The 19,920-nt window shown below is 62.2% G+C and carries 17 protein-coding genes and 1 tRNA gene; 11 read left to right on the top strand and 7 right to left on the bottom strand.

Annotated elements, in window-relative coordinates; genetic code table 11:
* Window positions 1–43: 43 nt before the first annotated feature.
* Window positions 44–2,452, bottom strand: coding sequence for a serine/threonine-protein kinase (locus NDB2M4_RS04480; RefSeq protein ID WP_072370624.1), 2,409 nt, complete (start codon window positions 2,450–2,452; stop codon window positions 44–46).
* A 215-nt stretch (window positions 2,453–2,667) separates the two neighbouring features.
* On the opposite strand from NDB2M4_RS04480, the gene NDB2M4_RS04475 reads away from it, so the two are divergent.
* The 4 genes from NDB2M4_RS04475 to NDB2M4_RS04460 all read left to right on the top strand — a co-directional run bounded on the left by NDB2M4_RS04475 (window position 2,668) and on the right by NDB2M4_RS04460 (window position 6,743).
* The gene (locus tag NDB2M4_RS04475; protein ID WP_072370622.1) at window positions 2,668–3,330 is read left to right on the top strand and encodes an FHA domain-containing protein; all 663 of its coding nucleotides are present in this window, start codon (window positions 2,668–2,670) and stop codon (window positions 3,328–3,330) included.
* 88 nt (window positions 3,331–3,418) lie between these two features.
* Entirely contained in the window at window positions 3,419–4,219 is an 801-nt protein-coding gene (locus NDB2M4_RS04470) for an FHA domain-containing protein (RefSeq protein ID WP_072370619.1), read from the top strand.
* Window positions 4,219–5,031, top strand: coding sequence for a PP2C family protein-serine/threonine phosphatase (locus NDB2M4_RS04465; protein WP_072370616.1), 813 nt, complete (start codon window positions 4,219–4,221; stop codon window positions 5,029–5,031). The genes NDB2M4_RS04470 and NDB2M4_RS04465 overlap by 1 nt, the downstream gene beginning before the upstream one ends.
* Before the next feature lie 251 nt (window positions 5,032–5,282).
* A complete protein-coding gene (locus tag NDB2M4_RS04460; protein WP_072370613.1) occupies window positions 5,283–6,743 on the top strand; it encodes a tyrosine-type recombinase/integrase in 1,461 nt (486 codons plus the stop codon).
* Window positions 6,744–7,182: 439 nt separating this feature from the next.
* Here the strand turns inward: NDB2M4_RS04460 and NDB2M4_RS04450 are convergent, their stop codons facing one another.
* Window positions 7,183–8,364: a S8 family serine peptidase gene (locus NDB2M4_RS04450; protein ID WP_171988021.1), complete on the bottom strand. Its 1,182-nt coding sequence runs from the start codon at window positions 8,362–8,364 to the stop codon at window positions 7,183–7,185.
* 102 nt (window positions 8,365–8,466) lie between these two features.
* Here NDB2M4_RS04450 and NDB2M4_RS04445 point away from each other — a divergent pair, with 102 nt between their 5' ends.
* Both NDB2M4_RS04445 and NDB2M4_RS04440 read left to right on the top strand, forming a co-directional pair.
* On the top strand, window positions 8,467–8,868 hold the full coding sequence (locus NDB2M4_RS04445; protein WP_072370604.1) for a hypothetical protein: 402 nt from the start codon (window positions 8,467–8,469) through the stop codon (window positions 8,866–8,868).
* A gap of 596 nt (window positions 8,869–9,464) precedes the next feature.
* Entirely contained in the window at window positions 9,465–10,178 is a 714-nt protein-coding gene (locus NDB2M4_RS04440) for a toll/interleukin-1 receptor domain-containing protein (RefSeq protein ID WP_072370601.1), read from the top strand.
* 228 nt (window positions 10,179–10,406) lie between these two features.
* Here the strand turns inward: NDB2M4_RS04440 and NDB2M4_RS20150 are convergent, their stop codons facing one another.
* On the bottom strand, window positions 10,407–10,547 hold the full coding sequence (locus NDB2M4_RS20150) for an NADAR family protein (RefSeq protein ID WP_171988020.1): 141 nt from the start codon (window positions 10,545–10,547) through the stop codon (window positions 10,407–10,409).
* Between the two features lie 574 nt (window positions 10,548–11,121).
* On the opposite strand from NDB2M4_RS20150, the gene NDB2M4_RS04435 reads away from it, so the two are divergent.
* Complete coding sequence (locus tag NDB2M4_RS04435) at window positions 11,122–12,636, top strand: YifB family Mg chelatase-like AAA ATPase (protein WP_072371828.1); 1,515 nt, start codon at window positions 11,122–11,124, stop codon at window positions 12,634–12,636.
* Window positions 12,637–12,762: 126 nt separating this feature from the next.
* Here NDB2M4_RS04435 and folD read toward each other — a convergent pair whose 3' ends face one another.
* From folD to NDB2M4_RS04420, 3 genes are read right to left on the bottom strand one after another with little or no spacing between them, the layout of a single operon-like run.
* A complete protein-coding gene (gene folD / locus NDB2M4_RS04430) occupies window positions 12,763–13,644 on the bottom strand; it encodes a bifunctional methylenetetrahydrofolate dehydrogenase/methenyltetrahydrofolate cyclohydrolase FolD (RefSeq protein ID WP_072370598.1) in 882 nt (293 codons plus the stop codon).
* Window positions 13,645–13,697: 53 nt separating this feature from the next.
* Window positions 13,698–14,021 (bottom strand): DUF167 family protein, encoded by a 324-nt coding sequence (locus NDB2M4_RS04425; RefSeq protein ID WP_072370595.1) that lies wholly within the window; start codon window positions 14,019–14,021, stop codon window positions 13,698–13,700.
* Window positions 14,018–14,317, bottom strand: a complete 300-nt coding sequence (locus NDB2M4_RS04420; protein WP_072371825.1) for a YggT family protein — start codon at window positions 14,315–14,317, stop codon at window positions 14,018–14,020. The genes NDB2M4_RS04425 and NDB2M4_RS04420 overlap by 4 nt, the downstream gene beginning before the upstream one ends.
* Before the next feature lie 146 nt (window positions 14,318–14,463).
* Here NDB2M4_RS04420 and NDB2M4_RS04415 point away from each other — a divergent pair.
* Window positions 14,464–14,539: transfer RNA gene (locus NDB2M4_RS04415), tRNA-Ala, on the top strand.
* 235 nt (window positions 14,540–14,774) lie between these two features.
* On the opposite strand, the gene NDB2M4_RS04410 is transcribed toward NDB2M4_RS04415, so the two are convergent.
* Window positions 14,775–16,712: a cytochrome c/FTR1 family iron permease gene (locus NDB2M4_RS04410; protein WP_072370592.1), complete on the bottom strand. Its 1,938-nt coding sequence runs from the start codon at window positions 16,710–16,712 to the stop codon at window positions 14,775–14,777.
* A gap of 266 nt (window positions 16,713–16,978) precedes the next feature.
* Here NDB2M4_RS04410 and NDB2M4_RS04405 point away from each other — a divergent pair, with 266 nt between their 5' ends.
* The 3 genes from NDB2M4_RS04405 to NDB2M4_RS04395 all read left to right on the top strand — a co-directional run bounded on the left by NDB2M4_RS04405 (window position 16,979) and on the right by NDB2M4_RS04395 (window position 19,887).
* Window positions 16,979–17,362: a hypothetical protein gene (locus NDB2M4_RS04405; protein ID WP_139247082.1), complete on the top strand. Its 384-nt coding sequence runs from the start codon at window positions 16,979–16,981 to the stop codon at window positions 17,360–17,362.
* A 163-nt stretch (window positions 17,363–17,525) separates the two neighbouring features.
* On the top strand, window positions 17,526–18,449 hold the full coding sequence (locus NDB2M4_RS04400; RefSeq protein WP_072370587.1) for an alpha/beta hydrolase: 924 nt from the start codon (window positions 17,526–17,528) through the stop codon (window positions 18,447–18,449).
* Between the two features lie 229 nt (window positions 18,450–18,678).
* Complete coding sequence (locus NDB2M4_RS04395; RefSeq protein ID WP_072370585.1) at window positions 18,679–19,887, top strand: NAD-dependent formate dehydrogenase; 1,209 nt, start codon at window positions 18,679–18,681, stop codon at window positions 19,885–19,887.
* Window positions 19,888–19,920: the final 33 nt, after the last annotated feature.

The following is a 19,920-nucleotide window of genomic DNA, read 5'->3' as shown; positions in this document are numbered from 1 at the left end:
ATAGTTGCTGACCTCAGGTCAGAAAATGCGCGACAATATGCAGTTATTCGCGCGCGATTGGTCCGATCTGCGTTGCCCACAGGCGCACGCGACCGTCGATGCCGGCTGACATGAGCTGCTGTCCATCGGGCGAGAAGGCAACGGATGTCGCACCGCCCACGTGTCCAGTAAGAGCGCGCAGCAGCCGACCGCGTGGCATCTCCCACAGCCGCACGGTGCCATCCTCGCCAGCGGAGGCAAGGCGATCACCCGCCGGTGAAAATGCAACGTCGGCGACGCGTCCCTTGTGACCAGACAGCGAGCGCAGACGGCGCGATGACAGCGTCGACCACAAATGAATGCGACCATCGAGCGCGCCGGCGGCCAGCAGCTTGCCGTTCTGAGAGAACGCGACCGACGTCACGAAGTCGCGCGGGCCGGAATACTTGCGCTTCACGCTCAATGTATCGAGGCTCCAGAGCCGCACCACCTTGTCGGCGCCGCCGGAGGCGAGCAGAAGCCGCTGAGGCGAATAGGCCAATGCCTGCACCGCATTCTCATGACCGTCGAGCACCTGAAGCGGTGCCGCGGCCTGCCGCGCGTCCCACAGGGTCACTTTCCAATCGTGGCTCGCGGACGCGAAGTGGTTGATGTCGCCGGTGAACGCAACGGCCCAGATATTCGCCTCGTTGCGCTGGACTGTCGCGATCTTCTCGGCGCTGTCGATGTCCCATAGGACGATCTTGCCGTTGGCGTGACCGGTGAGCGCGCGGCGACCGCTCACGGCCAGGGCAGTGGCGGGGCCGTCGTCCAACTCGATCGTGCGTACGAGATTGCGGCTCGACGCATCCCAGACCTTCATCGCGCCGTCGGCGCCGGTGGTGATGATCTGGCGGCCGTCGTCGCTGTAAGTGGCGCCGGAAACTGTTCCGCGGTGGGCGGCAAAATCTGCGACAGGCGTGATGATCGTCGGGGCCGGAGTTCTGGCCGCCTGCTGCGCGGGGAGCGGCGTCGTCGTGCCGGTGGTGATGCCCGAACCTCGGCTTTCAAACTGCGGGAAACGGTCCTGCATGGCGACCGCTGCACTGGCGACACCTACACCCACGAGAAGCTTGAAGAAAATCGGAAGCAGGCTGGGGCGGCTGCCCTTCAGCCGACGCGGGCGCGCGCGTACCGGCGACTTGACGACGACGAGCGCACGCTCCTTGGGGATCGGCTTCTTGGACTGAGACTTCTTCTTCGCCGGCGCGGGCGGTTCCTTATTGACGATGATCGGCACTGCCGCCGGCTCAGCGGATGCGGGCTGATCGGCGCTCGGCTTGCGGCGCAGGCCTTCGAGAAAATCGAGCACGCCACCTTTCGGCGCAGGCAGGTCGGCAGCGGGCGCGTCGGCCGCTGCGGCGGGTGCGGGATCAGGTGCCTTCGCCTTTGCGGCTACGGGCGCTGGCGCTTCGACGGCGGCGGGCTCGGGCGTGCGTGGGAGAGGCACCGTCGCGGCAACGGCGGCTGCGGCCGGCTGCGGCGAAACGGGGGCTTCCGGTTCCTCGACCGGTTCCTCCTTGGCTTTAGATCGGCCGAGCCAGCGGGTGCGGACGGGGTCAGGCGCAAACAGGTCGTTGCGCCAGGCGGCAATCGACTGCGGGCGACCCTCGATATTCAGCGTCAAAGCCTTGTCGATCGCCTTGAGGAATCCAGTGCGATAGGAGCTGAGCGCGGCTTCACGCGCGGAGATCAGCTCGTCCTTGACCATGCGCGAGGGCGAGTCAGGTGGGCGCTTGCCGGTGATCGCGTGATAAAGCGTGCCGGCGAGGGCGTACATGTCGGTCCACGGGCCCTGCTGGCGGCTCGTCTCGGCGTATTGCTCGTATGGGCTATAGCCCGGCTTCACCAGGGCGGAGACGGTCTTGGTGTGCGATGCGATCTCGCCGCGGGCCGAGCCGAAGTCGATCAGCACCGGATCACCGGCCTTGCGGATGATGATGTTGTCCGGGGCGATGTCGCGATGCAGGAAATCCGACTTGTGGATCAGCTCCAGCGCGTCGAGCAGCGGCGCCAGGATGGCGTCCAGCTCCTTCTGGCGGGGGGCGCGGCCAAGGCCCTTGAGCCAAGCCTTGAGGCTCTGGCCCTCCTCGAAATGGAGGACCATGTAGCCTGTCTTATTGGCGCGGAAGTAGCGGTAGACACGGACGATGTGCGGGTGGTCGAACTTCGCAAGCGTCTGTGCTTCCTCGATGAAGCGGTCGAGGCCCCAGCGATAGTCGCCGGCATAATCCTGTGAGCGGGGCACGGCGTCGATGCCGCCATCACGCGCTGCGATATCGCTCGGGAAGTACTCCTTGATGGTGACCATGCGCGCGAGCGCGATCTCATCGGCGAGGTAGGTCACGCCAAAGCCGCCGGCTCCCAGCACGCGCTCGATGCGGTAATCGCCTACGAGCTCTGTTCCATTCGGCAATGCGATGAGATTCGTCATTGGTCTCCGAGACGTCGATGGTCGCGCTCACATGCTACGCGCTGCGCCGCTCGTCAATTTGCTGTACCGCCTCCGACACACTTATGACGACCAAATGTGGCGCAGGCTTGAGCAATGAAGACGGGCGAACAAATCTCGCCAATGGGCCTAACTGCCATGTTATCGCCGTCATGGGGCCCGAGGTTCACAACTGATTTGATCCGAGACTTAAGACCATGACATCGCCGTGGTCGCCACTGCCGAATCTGTCGATTGCGACGGTCGCGATCTCTCAATTCAGTGTTGCAACTGCAGCGGGCGCTTCGGAATCGGGGCGGGCGGTGAGTGCTGGCAACTTCGTGGTGCTGGCGAGCGTGGCCGAGACGTGGTCGCAGATCAGCACATGGCTCGGCGAGGGCTATCACAAGGCTCCAGCGCTGATGCTGGTGCTGGCGGTGCTGATCGCACTGCCGCTGCTCGCGGTCGCGGGGCTGATGCTGAGGCGCCAGAGGGGATCGTCGGATTCGACAGTGCTGATCTCGCGGCCATCGTTGCGCACCGGAAGACGCGACAAAACTGCCAGAACAGAGCTGTTGTCGGCGTGGCCGACGGAGGCGTGGGTCGACCTCGACGGCGCGAAGCACATCATAGGCCGGACCATGCTGCGCGTCGGGCGAGAAGCCGACAACGACATATGCCTGCAGGAGAAAACCGTGCATCGCTATCACGCCGTGATCCGGCGCACGAGCGACGGCGAGGTGATCGTCACCGATCTTTCAGGTCCCGAAGGCAATGGCGTTCTCGTCAATGGTGCGCGGGTCGGCGAGGGCCGGCTCAAGCCCGGGGACGTGATCGCCATTGGAGAAGTGAAATTGAACTTCGACGCGCGCCCCATATGACGTCTATTGATGAGGATGGCGGCGTGCGCTCGACAGAAACGATAATCCTGCGCATGCGGAAAGGCGCTTAGGCTCAACGGAGGATACGATGTCTCAGCAGGGTACGAAGCACGCCGGGTTCCTGGGCTCCTTGAAGGACGCGCTGGCGGCGGCGAGCCGTGACGACACGCAGCGCGGCCCGACGCCCGCCGCTGCCGAGCAGACGACGCAGCTCCTCAAAGCCGAAACGCCGAAGCCTGCTGCGGCCGCAGAGCCAGCGAAGGCTGAGGCCGCGCCGGTTCCGGCTGCGACCGCTGCAGCGGCACCTGCGCCGAGCCCGAGCGCTGCCGAGGCCGCGCGCGAAGTGAAGGCGCAAACATCATTGAAGGCTCCGGACAAGCATGTTGAGTTCAGTGCTGCTCCGACGACGCGCGTTGTCCGCGGCGGCGCACCGAAGCCAGCGCCGGAACCGGTGGAGACGACTGACGCGCCCCGCACGCAGCTGGTGCGCGGTAAGGTGCAAGTGAAGCGCGGCGAGTTCGAGCACGATCCTGTCGTCGGCTGGCTCGTCGTCGTCGGCGGTCCGGGGCTCGGCTGCTACCGTCCGATCTTCGAGGGCAACAACACCGTAGGCCGCGCCTCAGACCAGCGCATCCCGCTCGATTTCGGCGATGACGCGATCTCGTCGGAGGAACAGGCTTACTTGCGCTATGACTCCTCGTCGCGCTCGTTCCTATTTGTACCCAACCTCGCTAAGACCAATATTGTATCCATCAACGACAAGCGGCCCACCGGCGCCGTCGAGCTGAACCAGATGGACGTGATCACGATCGGGCGCACCCAGCTCGTGTTCGTACCGTTCTGCGGGTCGGAATTCGATTGGGCCGAGCTCACAGATTCCAAGGACTGATGCTGGCTTACGACCACGCTTCCCGCGCCACGAAAGGCGCGCGTGATTATCAGGAAGACTCGAGCGCATTCTGGCCGCCGCGTGATCGCGCGTCCGGAAACGCCGAGGTGCCGCCGACTGCCGCCAACAGCACGCGTCTCGTCGCCGTGCTGGCGGACGGCATGGGCGGACACACGGCCGGCGCGCTGGCGAGCCGCATGGTGTGCGACAGCTTCATCTCCGCGTATTCGGGGATGAACGGCGCACGTTCGGACCGCCTGTTGAAGTCGCTCAGCGCCGCCAACGATTCCATCGCGGCGCAGGTGGAGGCGAACCCGATGCTGTCCGGCATGGGAACGACATTGGTTGCCGCCGTGTTCACCAACGAGGGCGTCGAGTGGGTGAGCGTGGGCGATAGTCCGCTGCTGCTGTTCCGGCGCGGCGAGATTGCGCTGCTGAATGAAGATCATTCTCTGGCGCCGGAGCTCGATCACCTCGCCGCCATCGGCAAGATCACTCCCGAGCAGGCGAAGAATGATCCGCGCCGGCACATGCTGCGCTCGGCGGTGACGGGCGATGAACTCGACCTCGTCGACATCTCGCGCAAGCCGCTGGTGCTGGAAGAGGGCGACTACATCATCCTCGCTTCGGACGGGCTGCATACGCTGGAGACGAGCGAGGTGGAGCGGATCATTTCAGCTTATGCCGCCGATGGCGCCGAGGCGGTATCGAACGCGCTGATCCGCGCGGTCGAAAACATGCGCGACCCGCACCAGGACAACACCACCGTGCTGGCTGTGCGGCCGCTGGTTGGCGCGGGCGCCTCGACCTAGGCGGTTTTGTTCCCAAAATGTTCTTGCGTAGAGCCCGGCGGCAGCGCTAGGGTTGCAGAGGCTTTGCGGTGCGGTTGCGGTGGTCGGCCCTGAGGGTCGGATGTCGCGGATCGGCCAGCCTCGGGGGCGGGGATGTACGGGCACATTTCGACTTTGGCGAGTTCACCAATTTCCAAGGTTTGATACGGGTTTAGCGGGCATCATGCTAGTGACTTCACTAGTTTCGTGTACTAGTTCTGCACTGGGTCCCGATGTCGCGAGCCCTCAAAAAGACCCCATACCTGAAATTGCATCCGACCCGCGGCTATGCGCTTCAACGCGTAGTGCCTAAGCCGCTTGTCGCCCTAGCCGGACGCTCGATGTGGCAGCGTCACGTCGGGCGCGTGTCTCCCCAGGAAGCCCGCCTTCAGGCCGCGAGCTTCCATCTGGAGACTGAAAGACTCATCGCCCGGCTTCAGGCACTCGACAGCAGGGAAGCACATACGGTCGCGAGCTTCGTCGTCTACAAGGGAGGCAAGGCGCCTGTTGTTCGGAACCGCAAGATTGTGAAGCCCAGTGTTCCCGGCAGTTCGGTGACCGGGGTTGATGCGTTCCGAAGTCAGCTCGCGACAATTGTGGGTGATGGGAACCGCGCGGGCGTCCTGAAGCTTCTGGAGGGATTGATTCCGATGCTTCGAGAGGATCCAGACGCCAGCGCTGAGACCCAGGTTGAACAACTCCTAGAGGCGCGGGCAGCGACTGACGCGCTCGCAAGTCTGCATCGGGGCGTCACCCGCGCTCAAGGCATTGAAAAGAAGCTCAATGCTGGCTCACTGAATGATCTGGTCGACCTATGGCAGAGGCTGAGGCCGATAAAGACATCCGGCACCGTCGAAGATGCCAAGCGGGCCATGCAGCGGTTTATCGCGATCTGTGGCGACCTCCTACCGGCCGAAGTCACATCGGATCACGTGCGCAAGTTCAGAGATGAGATGCTGAACCGTGGGCACTCGACGATAACAGTCGAGAAAGCCCTGAACCGGCTTAGCACCGTCTTCGCTTTGGCCGTATCCGAGGGCAAGCTGACTGCGAACCCGTTTTACAGGGTCAATCGACCAAAAGATAAGAATCGCAAGGTGACTGACCGTCGCTTGCCGTTCTCGCGCGATAAGGCCGTGATGATCTTGTCACGTCTTTCAGAGTTACGCCCTCACGACGCACTCGTGTTCAAGCTGATATTCTATTGCGGAGTGAGGCCAGCCGAAGCAACGCAGTTGCGTGTGGTCGATGTCGTGACAATCGACGGCATACTTTGCCTCAAGATCACCGCTGAAGGTGAGGGCATGACCTTGAAGACGCCGAATAGCGAAAGGGCGCTTCCGCTGCACCCCGCTGTTGTCGATGAGGTTTGCGCTCTGGCGAAGGCGCGGAAGCTTGCGGGACGCGACACACTATTCGACTACGGAGTGATTCCGAGCAAAGGCACCAAGTCCCAACGGTTTAGTGATCGCGTCGGCAAGCGTTGGCTTCGGACCAAGCTCAAGATCACGGACAAGCGTTTGGTCCCCTACAGTGCCCGACACAACTTCGAAGACGAGCTTCGGCGTGCTGGTGCACCGGAGTACATCTGCAATCAGGCGATGGGACACACCAACGCTAAGGGCAAGGTCAACTATGGAATCGGCGTCGACGTAAAGACGTTGGCGGAATGGATCCAGAAGATCCGTTATTGAAAGCGCTTCTGTGACGGCATCGCCGCCCTGTACGGAGCTTGGTCTAAGCTCTCGCCCACTTGGTCAGGCTCGACGTGACACGCCACCTTCACGAGATCGGAAAGGATCTGGATCTCGTGAGTATTCGCTGACACGATAACTAAATTAGGATCCTCGTCGACACCGAGTACTTCAGCGGAAGTATTTGCCTCAATGAAGGACAGGAGACTACCGTAGCGCTCTCCGTTGTGCCCAAGGTCGAGCAGCGACCGGCCACGCTTGAAGCCTATGAGATATCTCATTGTCGCACCCTCAGCTTGAGTGTGGGACGCAACGCGCCGACTGGATAAACTTGGTACACTGATTTGTCCAACCAATCTAGAATGGTGACGTGAAACGTCACAACTACACTTCCTTATCACTATAATTATCACTTTTGATCAAAGCCAGTAGCCTAGGATTACTGCCCATGCAACGTTGGCACGCCCCAACCGACATATTTCGGCAGGAGACCGTGTCTTCTGCATATCTGCTGTAGCAACGCGCGCACCGCCTCAGATCTGTCGCGACCGCGAAGGCTTTTCCAACTCGGGTCGGCATTCATGGTTCCCGCGAGAATAGCGAGAACAATCGGGCAAGCATACGACGTACCCCAGTAATCGGCAATGTGACCAGCATCCGTCGGGATACACACTCCCGCGCTCGGCCCGGCCGCGTCTATCCCTTGGCCCTGGGCGCTCCAGCGATCGACGAAGATGCTTCCGCCGCAAGGCACCGGACCGCCTACAAGACCTTCAGTCTCAGCATGCCTCTGCCGGAGCCCGATAAGGGATTGTGTTGGACCTTGGCCGGAAGAAGCGACCCCGGATACCCCGATAACCTCCTCATACCTGGCGGGATACCGAACGCTACTTGAATAACCGTTGCCAGCGGCCGCAACGCACACGATCCCTGCGTCAAAGGCCTCTTGGACAGCCTCCCTAAGCAGAGCGCTGTCGCCCATGAATCCCAATGATAAATTGATGAGATGAACCCGACGCCGCGTCAAATCCCTTATACTCTGGACGACCCTGGAGAGCAGTGGTCGCCAGCGATCGACGTCGGGATCAGCCGCATTAGCGAAAATAAACGATGAGCCATCAAGTAACCCCGTCAGGACCTGCATTACCGTCAAACCATGAGAGTCATCGTCTCTTTGAAACTCGGTTCTGCAGTATCGGTAGTCTGCCCTGGTTCCGCGGAAACGGACGGAGTGAGAACGGGCCAGCGAGTTGCCGCGCCAATATCCGATGTCGATTACCCCGATCTCCAATCCTGCGCCGTTCAATTTCTCGGTGTGTATACCCATCATTCGCCGCCACCAATCTCCACTGGTAATGCGGCTTATTTCCAACAGCTTAGAACCGTCCGACGTCGTTGGAAGTTGCAGGATTTCGTTGCGCTCGAGAACGTATGACCAGTGGTCGGCACAGTTAGATACGCCGATCCGCACACATCCGTCGACTAGAAGCACTGTGTCGCCTAGTCGATGACGCGAGTAACGGGCGTCTTCCTCGGCGCCCACGAGCACCACCTCATCCAACATGTATTCGCTACGAAGTTCCTGACGCTCCGACACGATGCGCAGCCGCAATTGCCGCATGTCCCTTGCTCGCTCCGCCATTTGTATAATATTTTAATAATGACGATATTTATCACTATGGTGGCCTGTCAATCAAGCGTCGCACACCAATCGGGGAAGGTCATGGACGTAGTCATTTCCATCGCAGTTCCGATTTCCGTCGTTGTTCTCTATTATTTTTGGCGAAAATTTCTCGGCATTGAATACGAGAGTGGAACTGACTTAATTGCAGTTCTTCTTTCATTCGATTTGGTTTATCTGATGGGGGCTCTGCCGTCTCTAGAGAACGTCGCATTGCCGCATTTCAAGCATGTGATCTTTCCATATTTCGTTGGGCTCGCGGTGTTCATGCTGCTTTTGTCGTATGCGTCGTTGCGACTTGAACTCCACCTCAAGCTTAACCCGTCGGAGGCTAGCCGTTCGTTTTTCTCTCGCAGCCGCTTCGTGAGGGTCGCTTCCTATGCGCCTGCCTTCATGGCTGTGGCTGCACATGTTCCGCCGTTCTATGATATTGTCAGTCTCTAAGGAGGTTGAAATGCTTGCTTTTTTACAGATTGCAATATTCGTTCTAGGGACAGCGGCAGCGGGTGTGGGCATCCTCTACCTGCTGGTAGCTGCCGCAGACCTTGTTACAAGTCGACATCAGTCGGTCACAAAAGAGCACGTTCTGGGTTGGACTTTTGGACCGAACAAAAGGTTCAATGGCAGACCGCGCCCATACCTTCGGTATAAATTGGTTGTTGCGATAATACTAGTTTTGCTCGCCTTTGTGCTCGCGATGATCGGGAAGCTTTAGCGCGACTGCCCAGGGGTCGACCATGGATTTCATAACACCTGCTGCCGCTGCCCCAATGCGCTTTTACCTTACGCCGGGGGACAGGCCCCGGCCTTGGGATCGCGTCGCCCAGCGGCGCGACCGAGTCTCGGGGGCATTTTAGCTTGCTGACGAGCCTGTAGCGGAGCGGACGCGGACAACCGGTACGACTCGTCCTAGTCTTGCGACGAATAGGGGAAGGTCGAAGGGGGCTCCCATCTCGTCGAAAGAATCTAATTTTGTGCTGCCGCCGCGCCTCTCTGGATACCTCCGCCGCCTAAGCGTCGAATACGAGCGCGCCGGAGAAATGACCCTCCGCGGCATAGTCTTGACGCCCAAATGGCAGGTGCAAGAAGCTGTCGAGTTCGACGGCTGGGATGGGGGTCAGCACGGGCACAACCTCGTGATCCACCTCACCCCGGAGCAGCTTGGGCAGATTCCGCTTGCAACGCAGCGGGACACCGCTGAGCGCCTGCGGGCAGACGTGAACGCCGCCTGCTCCTCGATCCAGAACGAATACATCGCGAACGTCCATTTGGAGATGGACGATGGAACCGCTCTCGGCGAGAGCGCGACGCTTGGCCTGACGCTACCGGCCTTTTGGAAGGCAGGCCACCTCAGGCTTTTTTTAAGCCATCGCGACAGTCACAAACACGTCGCCCATGCCCTTGCTCAAGAGCTTGAGGAGTACGGAATTTCTTCGTTCGTTGCTCATGACACAATCGAGCCCGACGCCGAATGGCTTGTTGAGATCAACAGGGCACTCAACACAATGGAAATAATGCTCGCACTTATTTCCGATGACTTTCACGAAAGTGTTTGGACAAATCAGGAGGTGGGCTTCGCCTTGGGCTGGGCAGCGACACTAAATGTCGCAGTCGCGTTGAGCGCGGCGCGGACGATATCGGCGGTGCTGCGAAGTTGCTCGGGGGGGAGGCTTAGAACGCCAGTATCTGCTGAGAATTCAAGCGCATCACGCGCGGCGTCGCTACGTGACTTGGAACCGCAATTCAGCGCGTAGTTTTCCGCGAGGAGGGGAAGGATCGATCCGCATCTCCTCTCCTGCACTGGAGCAGGAAATTCCATACAATGACATCCACGATGCTCTTGCCGCCGTGGCGCAATTAATTGCGGCAGCCCGCACTGCACCGCCGAGGGCGGCCCCTCAAATGTTGGTCGTCGGCTAGGCGTCCGATATAGTGGTGTGATCGGGCGCACCGAATCGCCCGATCACACTTCTCGTTCAAGCCTACTTGCGCGGACCCTTTTTCTCGTCCTGTCCGAGAACCGACGCGGCGAGAGTCTTCGCCTCCTTTGGCGTCGGTGCCTTACCGCCCAGGACCTTCCCAGCAATTGAAGCGGCTTTGTCGCCGGATTGCTTCTTAGCCATTTCTCTGATTCCTTATGTCAGTTCGAATTTTGATTCGGAGACGGGAACCAAGGGCACGGCCCGTGATGGGCCGCGCCAGCATGGCGAGCTGATCGTGCAGCGTCGCGCTGCCGTATCTAGGCCCTCAGAGGGCTAATAAGATGGATCGCCTCACGGGCAGGTCCTTTCCGACACGCGTTGCTTGCAGGAAGGCGACTCATTGGCGTGGGCCCTTCCCGCGGGTGAAAAAGCTGGGAAGTCGCCTAAAGGCGGCTTCCCGGTGCTTACACCGAGACGCGGTACGAAGATCGGCGCGGGCTTAAACAAAAGGGGGCCACAAGCGCTGGACTATTGTCCAACGGTCGCGAGGCCCCCCAACCCGAAAAAGCAAGTAGCCAGATTCCCGGGTCCACTCAAAGAGTGTTTCCGGATGCAACAACCCGTTTCTGCTCATGTGTTGCAAATTCAGCTCAGGGCGGGATCGCTTCTTGCATTCTGTTGCCCGCTGGCTTCACTATTTGCATGTACTATTTGCACTAGCTAGTGACGGCTAAGCCCCGTGTTTATTGGGCCTTTTGAGACTCATCAGGGTCACATTTCGACTTTGGCGTTCGTCGGTATCGAGGCGCGGCCCGTCGAAGTGCAGGTGCGCATCACGCCGGGCAAAGCGGCATTCGTCATCGTCGGGCTGCCTGACAAGGCCGTGGCCGAAAGCTCGGAGCGGGTGCGCAACGCGCTGCATGCGGTCGGGCTCGGCATGCCCTACAAGCACGTCACCGTGAACCTGGCTCCGGCCGACCTGCCGAAGGAAGGCAGCCAATTCGACCTGCCGATCCTGCTGGCGATGATGGTGGCGATGGAGGCCGTGGCTCCGGACGCGGTTGCAGGCTTTGCCGCGGTGGGCGAGCTGGCGCTCGACGGCTCGATCCGCGCGGTGCCGGGCGCGCTGCCGGCGGCGATCGGCGCCAACGCGATGGGCAAGGGTCTGATCTGCCCGGCGGCGTGCGGGCCTGAAGCGGCGTGGGCGGGTGAGGACGTCGACATCATCGCGGCGCCGCATCTTCTGTCGCTGGTCAATCATTTCAAGGGAACGCAGACGCTGTCGCGGCCGACGCCGGGGCTCGGCGCCGATCCGACGGCGCGACCCGATCTTGCCGACGTGAAGGGCCAGGAGAGCGCCAAGCGTGCGCTGGAGGTGGCGGCGGCGGGCGGGCACAACCTTCTCATGATCGGTCCGCCGGGTTCAGGCAAATCCATGCTGGCGGCGCGGCTGCCGTCGATCCTCCCGCCGCTGACGCCGGAAGAGATGCTCGAAGTGTCGATGGTGCACAGCCTCGCTGGCGAGCTCATGGGCGGCAAGCTCGCGAGCGAACGGCCGTTCCGCGCGCCGCATCATTCGGCGAGCATGGCGGCGCTGGTGGGCGGGGGCACGCGCCCGAAGCCCGGCGAAGTCAGTCTTGCGCACCTCGGCGTGCTGTTTCTCGATGAGCTACCAGAGTTTCAGGCGGGCGTGCTCGATGCGCTGCGCCAGCCGCTGGAGACGGGCGAGACGATCATCGCGCGCGCGAACCATCGCATCCAATATCCATCGCGCATCCAGCTCGTGGCGGCGATGAACCCGTGCAAGTGCGGCGGTTCGGTCGGCGTGACGTGCAAGCGCGGAGAGCGTTGCGCGGCGGAGTACCAGGCGCGCATCTCGGGGCCGCTGCTCGACCGCATCGACCTGCAGATCGAAGTGCCGGCGGTGAGCGCGGCAGACCTGATCCTGCCAGCGCCGTCGGAGGGAAGCGCGGAGGTGCGTGCGCGAGTGACGCGAGCGCGCGAGGTGCAGCGGGCGCGGTTCAAAGCGCTCGGCGCAAAGGGCATGCGCACCAATGCGGAATGCTCGGGACGCCTGCTGGAAGACATTGCTGCGCCAGATGCCGAGGGCGCTAAGCTGCTGCGCCAGGCGGCCGAGGCCTTGGCGCTGTCGGCGCGCGGGTTTCATCGCGTGATGCGCGTTGCGCGCACGCTCGCAGACCTCGATGCCTCGGAAGGCATCGGGCGCGTGCACATTGCCGAGGCGCTCAGCTATCGCGGCGAGACGCTGCGGCAGAGAAGTGCGGCGTAGCGGGCAGTGAGGCCGCCGGCAGTAGGCGCGACGCTCTGTTGCAAATGAAAAGGGCGGTCACCAATTGGCGAACCGCCCTCGTTGTCGAGTTCTATTGCCCGTTGCCGGACTGCCTACTGCCTGACCTCAGGTGAGAGACTTGATGCCGCGCTGCATGAGAGCAGCTTCGACGGTGTTCTTCAGGAGGCAAGCGATGGTCATGGGGCCGACGCCGCCCGGAACCGGCGTGATGGCGCTGGCGACCTTCGCGGCCGAAGCATAGTCGACGTCTCCGACGATCTTGCTCTTACCGTCTTCCTTCGGCACGCGGTTGATGCCCACGTCGATGACGATGGCGCCCGGCTTGATCCACTCGCCTTTGACGAACTCGGGCTTGCCGATGGCGGCGATGACGAGGTCAGCGCGGCGCACGACTTCGGGCAGGTCCTTGGTGCGCGAGTGCGCGATGGTGACAGTGCAGTTCTCGCGCAGGAGAAGCTGAGCCATCGGCTTGCCGACGATGTTGGATCGGCCGACGACGACGGCGTCCAGGCCGGACAGGTCATCCTTCACCGATCTTGCCAGAATGACGGAGCCGACAGGCGTGCAGGGCGCCAAGGCGCGCTCACCGATCGACAGGCGGCCGACGTTCATCGGGTGGAAGCCGTCGACGTCCTTCAGCGGGTCGATCAGCTCGAGCACCTTGTTGGCATCGATGTGCTTGGGAACGGGCATCTGCACGAGGATGCCGTTGACGGCCGGGTCGGCGTTGAGCTTGGCGACGAGGTCCAGCAGCTCCTGCTCGGGCGTGTTGGCGTCGAGCTTGTACTCGAACGACTGCATGCCGACCTCGACGGTCTGCTGCGCCTTGTTGCGCACGTAGACCTTGCTGGCCGGGTCCTCGCCGACGAGGACGACAGCGAGACCGGGGGCGAACCCGTGCTGTGCCTTGAGGCGGGCCACGTCGGCGGCGACGTCGGCGCGCACCTTTGCAGCGATGGCCTTACCGTCGATGGCGTAAGCAGTCATAGCGAGAATTCCTCCCTCGTTAGTTCAATTGCACCCCCAGGTGCGCCAGTTGATTATGCAGTGCCGAGCTTGGCCCTGAGCCGCTGCTCGAGGCCGATCGTCTCCCCACTGATGGTGAGCGACTTGATGCGGGATTTTCCGCCCGCAGTCACGCGCACCGTGCTCTTCGGCACGTCGAGCCAACGGGCGATGAGCTTTTCCACCGCCGCATTGGCCTCCCCCTCGGCCGGCACCGCGCGTACGCGGGCTTGCAGCGCCATGCCCTCCGCGCTCGGGATGACGCCGTCGACGCCTTCTATCGAGGATTTCGGCGTCACACGCACGCGCACGATGACGCACCCGCTGCCCGCCCGCCATGGTTGCTCGGCGACCGTCATCCAGAAGCGAGGATCAGGTCACGGATCGACCCGAGCACCACGCTCTGCACGAAAAAGCAGAGCAGCAGCAGCACGACGGGCGATATGTCGATGGCGCCCAGGTTCGGCATCATGTTGCGAATTGGGCGCAACAGCGGCTCGGTGACAGCATTGAGGCCCTGCCAAATGGCGCGGACCGTCTGGTTGTAGGGGTTGACCACCCCGAAGGCCATCAACCAACTCAGAATTACGCCCGCGATAACCACGTAGACGTAGAGCTGGATCAGGTAGCTGAGAAAGTCGATCAGGCGTAGCAGGACCATCGTGTGCCGCTCCAGTATGCTGGGGGCCACGTGTAGCCTCTGAGGGTGGCGGCCTGCAAGCCGGTGGGCGGCTTATACCGGGGCCGGGCACGCGTTTTCTTGACAAGATTCGGGGCGGCGCCGTAAATGCCCGACCTCAAGGGGCCGTAGCTCAGATGGGAGAGCGCTGCAATCGCACTGCAGAGGTCAGGGGTTCGATTCCCCTCGGCTCCACCAGAATTCGCTCGCGCGCCCGAGGGGCGCTCCGGGTCCATGCGCAGCATGGCTTCGCCATGACGGCGGCACTAAGCGCCGGGTCGCCTTGCGACCTGAGCCCTCCGGGCTGAACTCCACTCTCCGAATATCGCTCGCGCGCCTAAGGGGCGCTCCGGGTCCATGCGCAGCATGGCTTCGCCATGACGGCGGCGCTAAGCGCCGGGCCGCCTTGCGACCTGAAGCCTGAACGTCATCGTTAGTTTTGAGGGCTGACGGGGCGATCGGTGTTGAGGCGGAAGCCGACCGCGAGGACCGCCACCATGGCGAACTGGGCAGCGACGGTCTGAACGGTTGGGAACACACCGATAATGGGGATGCGCGGCATGGCTGCCAGCGGTGCAATGCCGATGATCCCGGCCTCCTGAAGCGCGGCCACACCCTTGCCCGCAAGCACGACAGTGAGGATCGCCATCAGCCACGAGCTGTAGCGGAAGAACTGGCCGATCGGCAGGCGCCCGGCGTAGCTCAGCATCGCCCAGGCGATTAGTGCGAGAGCGACACACGCCGTCGCCGCTCCTGCAAGCATGGCTCCGCCGTTCCCTTGCGTCCAAAGGGCGGCGTAGAACAGGATGGTCTCGAATACCTCGCGGTAGACCGCGACAAACGCCAGGCCGAACAGCACCCAGGCCGATCGGCCCGACAGTGCAGACGACATTTTCTCGCGGATGTAGCGCTGCCACTGATCGGCGTGCGACTTGCCGTGCATCCAGATGCCGACGGATAGCAATACGAGCGCGGCGAAGATCGAGCCGAAGCCTTCGGTAAGCTCGCGACTGGCGCCGCTGATCTCGATGAGCCAAGTGGCCGCGGCCCACGTCAGCAGACCGGCGACCAGTCCGCCGACCCAGCCGCCATGGACGTGAGGCAATACTTCGGTGCGCTCGGCCTTGCGCAAGAAGGCGATCATGGCGACCACAATCAGCATGGCCTCGAGGCCTTCGCGCAGAAGGATCGTGGCTGCACCGAGGAACGTCGTAACCGGGGTCCCGGCGCTTGGCGCCAAAACTGCCTCGGCGGTTTCGAACAGACCATCGAGCGCGGTGACGCGGCCGGAAAGCGCCTCGGTGCTCTCACCGCGGGCAATGGCCGCGCGGTATTCCATCATCCCGCGTTCGATCGTGCCGAGAAGCGCGGAGTCGCGAGCGCCGAGCGTCGGCTCGACCGGTTCAAAGTGATCGAGATAGGCCGACAATGCGAGTTGACCTGCCTCGTTGCGATCACCCGCCGCGTACGCCTTGAGGCTCTGCCGAAGCTTGTCCTTCAGCGCGGCGAGCGAGCCCGTTTGCTTCACGCCGGCGACCGCTTCCGGATGCAGGCGCAAATAAGCCATCACAGCATCTGCCTTGCCTGCGCCGATGCTTTCCGCAAGCGAAGAGGGCGTGATGCCGGTGAGCGCCTTCAGGTCGGGGATGAGCGCGTGAAGTCTTTCGTCGGCGTTCCAGAGCCGCTCGCCTTCCGCCGCCTGCTCACGCGAGAAAGCGAACTGCCCTGCGTAGAACGCGAGTGCCCAGCGATCCTCGGCCGGCAGACTTGCAAAGCTCGGCATCGGCGTGCCGTCTATGCCCTGCGTAATGCCCTGGTAGAGCGCGAAGATGCTGCGCTGTCGTGCGCGCTCCGCATCGGTAAAGGCGATGGGCGGCGTTTCGAGCGTCGAGGCCAGCGGACCGTGGCCGTCTCCCGTCTCGCCATGACACGAGGCGCAGCTTTCGTTGTAGAGCGTCGCGCCGCGTTGAAGGGAGGGTGCCGCGTTCGGTGCAAGAGGCACCGGATAGGCGGCCAGCAGCGCGGCGGCCAATTGATGCGCGATGCGCGCGACCTCGCCGGGATTGGATTTGCCGGTGATGGCCTGCTTGAGGCTCTCGGCTTCCTTGATGAGAGAATCTTGCGCGGGCTTCTGCGGTAGGCTCGCGATCTTCGCGCGCGCGGTTTCAGCGAACTCCACCTGCTCGGCGTATTCGGACTCGTTGGTCACCGCTCCGCCCGAGACGGCGCCCGCGTAGTCGACGGCAATATAGTCAAGAAGGCGCCAGACCGTCTGAACGCTGTTATCGTCCGCCCGAGCTGCGAGCGGCGAGCAGATGACCAGCAGAGCGAGAATGGTTTGGAAGATCAGGCGATGGAGTTTGCTGACCATTGGCGGCTCGTGACGACCCCCGCGATTGGAGAGGGTCTCGTTAGCACAAAAGACGCCCGCGTAAATGCCGTTGCCAGCCCGCCTGCGACGATTACGACAGCCTAAGCCAAAAGCCTGACAGGCGGAAATGGGCCCCAGGGATTTGCTCCCTAACGCCTAATCAGTGATGCACAGGCGAGGCGCGGGGCGTGTGTACTGCCGGCGGATAAGCGGCTAAAATGACCCCAAAAGGAATACAAATTGTGGGGGGCGTGATGGCTGCAACTGTGGAAGCGGTGATCGCCGCACTGCGTGTCACTCTCGAAGAAGCGCAGAAAAGCCGTGAAGCATCGTGGAAGGTCGAATCCGTCAATCGGTGGATCGGCCAGCTGCCCGGCTCCTGGAGCGGGCGCTGGCGCCGCCTCGTACTAAAGTCGGATGATTCCGGTAATGCGCGCCGAGACGAACTGGTCGCGCATGTGCGTGCAGTGATTGCCTTCCTCGAAACCAACCGGCAGCAAATCGCGCAGTCGCGCAAGTGGTGGCCGCTGCGCCGGCGCTGGCCAGCAAATTCGCCCATCGTGAGTGCGCCGGTCGCCGCGCCCTCTTCATCCGCGGCCCGACCGGTCAATCTTCTGCGCGTGCGCAAACCGATGCCGGGGATCCACTAAGCTCGCACGGGGTCGTCTCAGCCGATTAGGCGAGGGAGATTTGCACTCGCGACACTCGGTTCTTTAAGGAACGAGCGCGAGTATGGAGATCGCTAGCATCCCCGGCGGACCATCGAAGCCGGCCGATGCAGCAGCCCGCAGCAACTCCTGAGCCGCCTTCCGCATGACACTTCCCAGCCCCGCCCCGCTTTCGCGGACCGATGTATCTTTTCCGGTCGACGGCCTGGTGTGCCGTGCCTGGCTGTATCGCCCCGATGCGCGTACGTCGTTGCCAGCTCCGTGTATCGTCATGGCGCACGGCCTCGGGGGGACGCGCGATTGCGGTCTTGCCCCGTACGCAGAGCGATTTGCGGCGGCCGGCTTTTTCGTAGTCGTGTTCGACTATCGCCAACTGGGGGACAGCCAGGGCGAGCCACGCCAGGTCATTTCCATCGAAGGCCAGCTCGATGATTGGCGCGGCGCAGTGGCGTTCGCGCGCTCGCTGCCTAATGTCGATCCCGAACGGATCGGGCTTTGGGGCACATCGCTTTCTGGCGGGCACGTGATCGTCACCGCGGCGCGCGACAAGAGCATCGCGGCGGTGTCGGCGCAGTGCCCGATGCTCGATGGGACAGCCAGTGCGCGCATGGCGATCGCTGACGCCGGAGCTGTGATGGCCATGCGGATGACCAGTGCAGCGATGCTCGATCTGGGCACAATGATAGCGGGGCAGTTGCCGCACTACGTTCCAATCGTCGGGCATCAGGGAGATTTGGCAGCGATGGCCACGCCGGGCGCTTATGACGGCTGCATGGCGATCGTTCCACCGGGCTGGCGCAACGAGATAGCAGCGCGTTTCTTCATGGCGCTGCCGATCTATCGGCCGTTCCTCTACGCGAAGGACATTTCGTGCCCCACTCTCGTCATTGCGTGCGAGCGCGACACAGTCGTCTCGGCGGAGGCGGCAGCCGATATCGTCACTCGCATCGGCGATAAGGCCCGACTGGCGACGCTGCCGATTGATCACTTCGACATCTACAAGGGCGAGTGGTTCGAACGTTCGAGCGAAGAGCAAGCTGCCTTCTTCGGTGCTGCTTTGCGCGGCTGATCGCCGTCAAACGCATTTGAACAATGCTTTACCGACCTGCCGCCTCGGCCGCCGGACTTGTTTGTGCGCGCCTTCTGCTTACCTGTCAGTCAGGCTCGAGCCTGCGCATGGTGCCGCGGCCCTGCAACTGCCGCACAGTCTGGAAACGCCTCCCACGTTTAGAAGACGCCAGAGGCCAGCCAGCGCGAGACGTTTCCTCACGATCAGTTGAACACGGAGGAATACACTCATGGCAAAAGTACTTTGCGTTCTCTATGACGATCCCGTCGACGGCTATCCCAAGACATACGCGCGCGACGACATCCCGAAGATCGATCATTATCCAGGCGGCCAAACGCTGCCGACGCCGAAGTCTATCGATTTCAAGCCAGGGCAGCTTCTCGGCAGTGTTTCGGGCGAGCTCGGCTTGCGGAAGTTTCTCGAAAGCCAGGGACACGAGTTCATCGTCACGTCCGACAAGGACGGACCGAACTCGGTGTTCGAGCGCGAGTTGCCTGATGCCGACGTCGTCATCTCGCAGCCCTTCTGGCCTGCGTATCTCACAGAAGAGCGGTTGAAGAAGGCGAAGAAGCTGAAGCTCGCCATTACGGCTGGCATCGGGTCCGATCACGTCGATCTCGATGCGGCTATGAAGAACGGCATCACCGTCGCGGAGGTGACGTATTCGAATTCGATCAGTGTCGCCGAGCACGTGGTGATGATGATCCTGTCGCTCGTACGCAACTACATTCCATCGTACCAGTGGGTGGTGAAAGGCGGCTGGAACATCGCAGATTGCGTCGAACGCTCCTACGATCTCGAAGGCATGAACGTCGGCACTGTGGGCGCAGGGCGCATCGGGCTTGCGGTGCTACGGAGACTGCACCCGTTCGATGTCAAGCTGCACTACACCGACCGGCACCGGCTGCCGCGTGAAGTCGAGAAGGAACTTGGCCTCACCTTTCACAAGGACGTCGAGTCTCTGGTGAAGGTGTGCGACGTGGTGACAATCAATGCGCCGCTGCATTCGGAGACTGAAAGCCTGTTCGATGCCAAGCTAATCGGCAAGATGAAGCGCGGCGCGTATCTCATCAACACGGCGCGCGGGAAGATCGTCGACCGCGATGCCGTCGTGAAGGCATTGGAGAGCGGCCATCTTGCGGGGTATGCGGGCGATGTGTGGTTCCCGCAGCCTGCACCGAAGGATCATCCGTGGCGGAAGATGCCGCATCACGGCATGACCCCGCACATCTCCGGCACGTCGCTGTCGGCGCAGGCGAGGTATGCGGCGGGCACGCGCGAGATCCTGGAGGATTTCTTCGCCGGCAAGCCCATTCGCAGCGAGTATCTCATCGTAGATAAGGGCAAGCTTGCTGGAACCGGCGCGCATTCCTACAGCAAGGGCGATGCGACGAAGGGATCGGAAGAGGCTGCCCGCTTCAAGAAGACTGCAGCTTAGAACGCACATTGGAGCGCCGGGCGATAGGAGCCC

Source organism: Hyphomicrobium sp. NDB2Meth4 (assembly GCF_900117445.1).
Lineage (GTDB): Bacteria > Pseudomonadota > Alphaproteobacteria > Rhizobiales > Hyphomicrobiaceae > Hyphomicrobium_A.
The sequence above is the reverse complement of the archived record's forward strand: the minus strand, read 5'-3'. Positions and strand labels throughout refer to the sequence as shown.

Coding starts and splice junctions, on each gene's coding strand:
- NDB2M4_RS20150 (WP_171988020.1), bottom strand. CDS start 10,547: ATGGCTAAGAAGCAATCCGGCGACAAAGCCGCTTCAATTGCTGGGAAG.
- NDB2M4_RS04395 (WP_072370585.1), top strand. CDS start 18,679: ATGGCAAAAGTACTTTGCGTTCTCTATGACGATCCCGTCGACGGCTAT.
- NDB2M4_RS04445 (WP_072370604.1), top strand. CDS start 8,467: ATGGACGTAGTCATTTCCATCGCAGTTCCGATTTCCGTCGTTGTTCTC.
- NDB2M4_RS04465 (WP_072370616.1), top strand. CDS start 4,219: ATGCTGGCTTACGACCACGCTTCCCGCGCCACGAAAGGCGCGCGTGAT.
- NDB2M4_RS04450 (WP_171988021.1), bottom strand. CDS start 8,364: ATGCGGCAATTGCGGCTGCGCATCGTGTCGGAGCGTCAGGAACTTCGT.
- NDB2M4_RS04470 (WP_072370619.1), top strand. CDS start 3,419: ATGTCTCAGCAGGGTACGAAGCACGCCGGGTTCCTGGGCTCCTTGAAG.
- folD (WP_072370598.1), bottom strand. CDS start 13,644: ATGACTGCTTACGCCATCGACGGTAAGGCCATCGCTGCAAAGGTGCGC.
- NDB2M4_RS04400 (WP_072370587.1), top strand. CDS start 17,526: ATGACACTTCCCAGCCCCGCCCCGCTTTCGCGGACCGATGTATCTTTT.
- NDB2M4_RS04475 (WP_072370622.1), top strand. CDS start 2,668: ATGACATCGCCGTGGTCGCCACTGCCGAATCTGTCGATTGCGACGGTC.
- NDB2M4_RS04460 (WP_072370613.1), top strand. CDS start 5,283: ATGTCGCGAGCCCTCAAAAAGACCCCATACCTGAAATTGCATCCGACC.
- NDB2M4_RS04440 (WP_072370601.1), top strand. CDS start 9,465: ATGACCCTCCGCGGCATAGTCTTGACGCCCAAATGGCAGGTGCAAGAA.
- NDB2M4_RS04425 (WP_072370595.1), bottom strand. CDS start 14,021: ATGACGGTCGCCGAGCAACCATGGCGGGCGGGCAGCGGGTGCGTCATC.
- NDB2M4_RS04480 (WP_072370624.1), bottom strand. CDS start 2,452: ATGACGAATCTCATCGCATTGCCGAATGGAACAGAGCTCGTAGGCGAT.
- NDB2M4_RS04410 (WP_072370592.1), bottom strand. CDS start 16,712: ATGGTCAGCAAACTCCATCGCCTGATCTTCCAAACCATTCTCGCTCTG.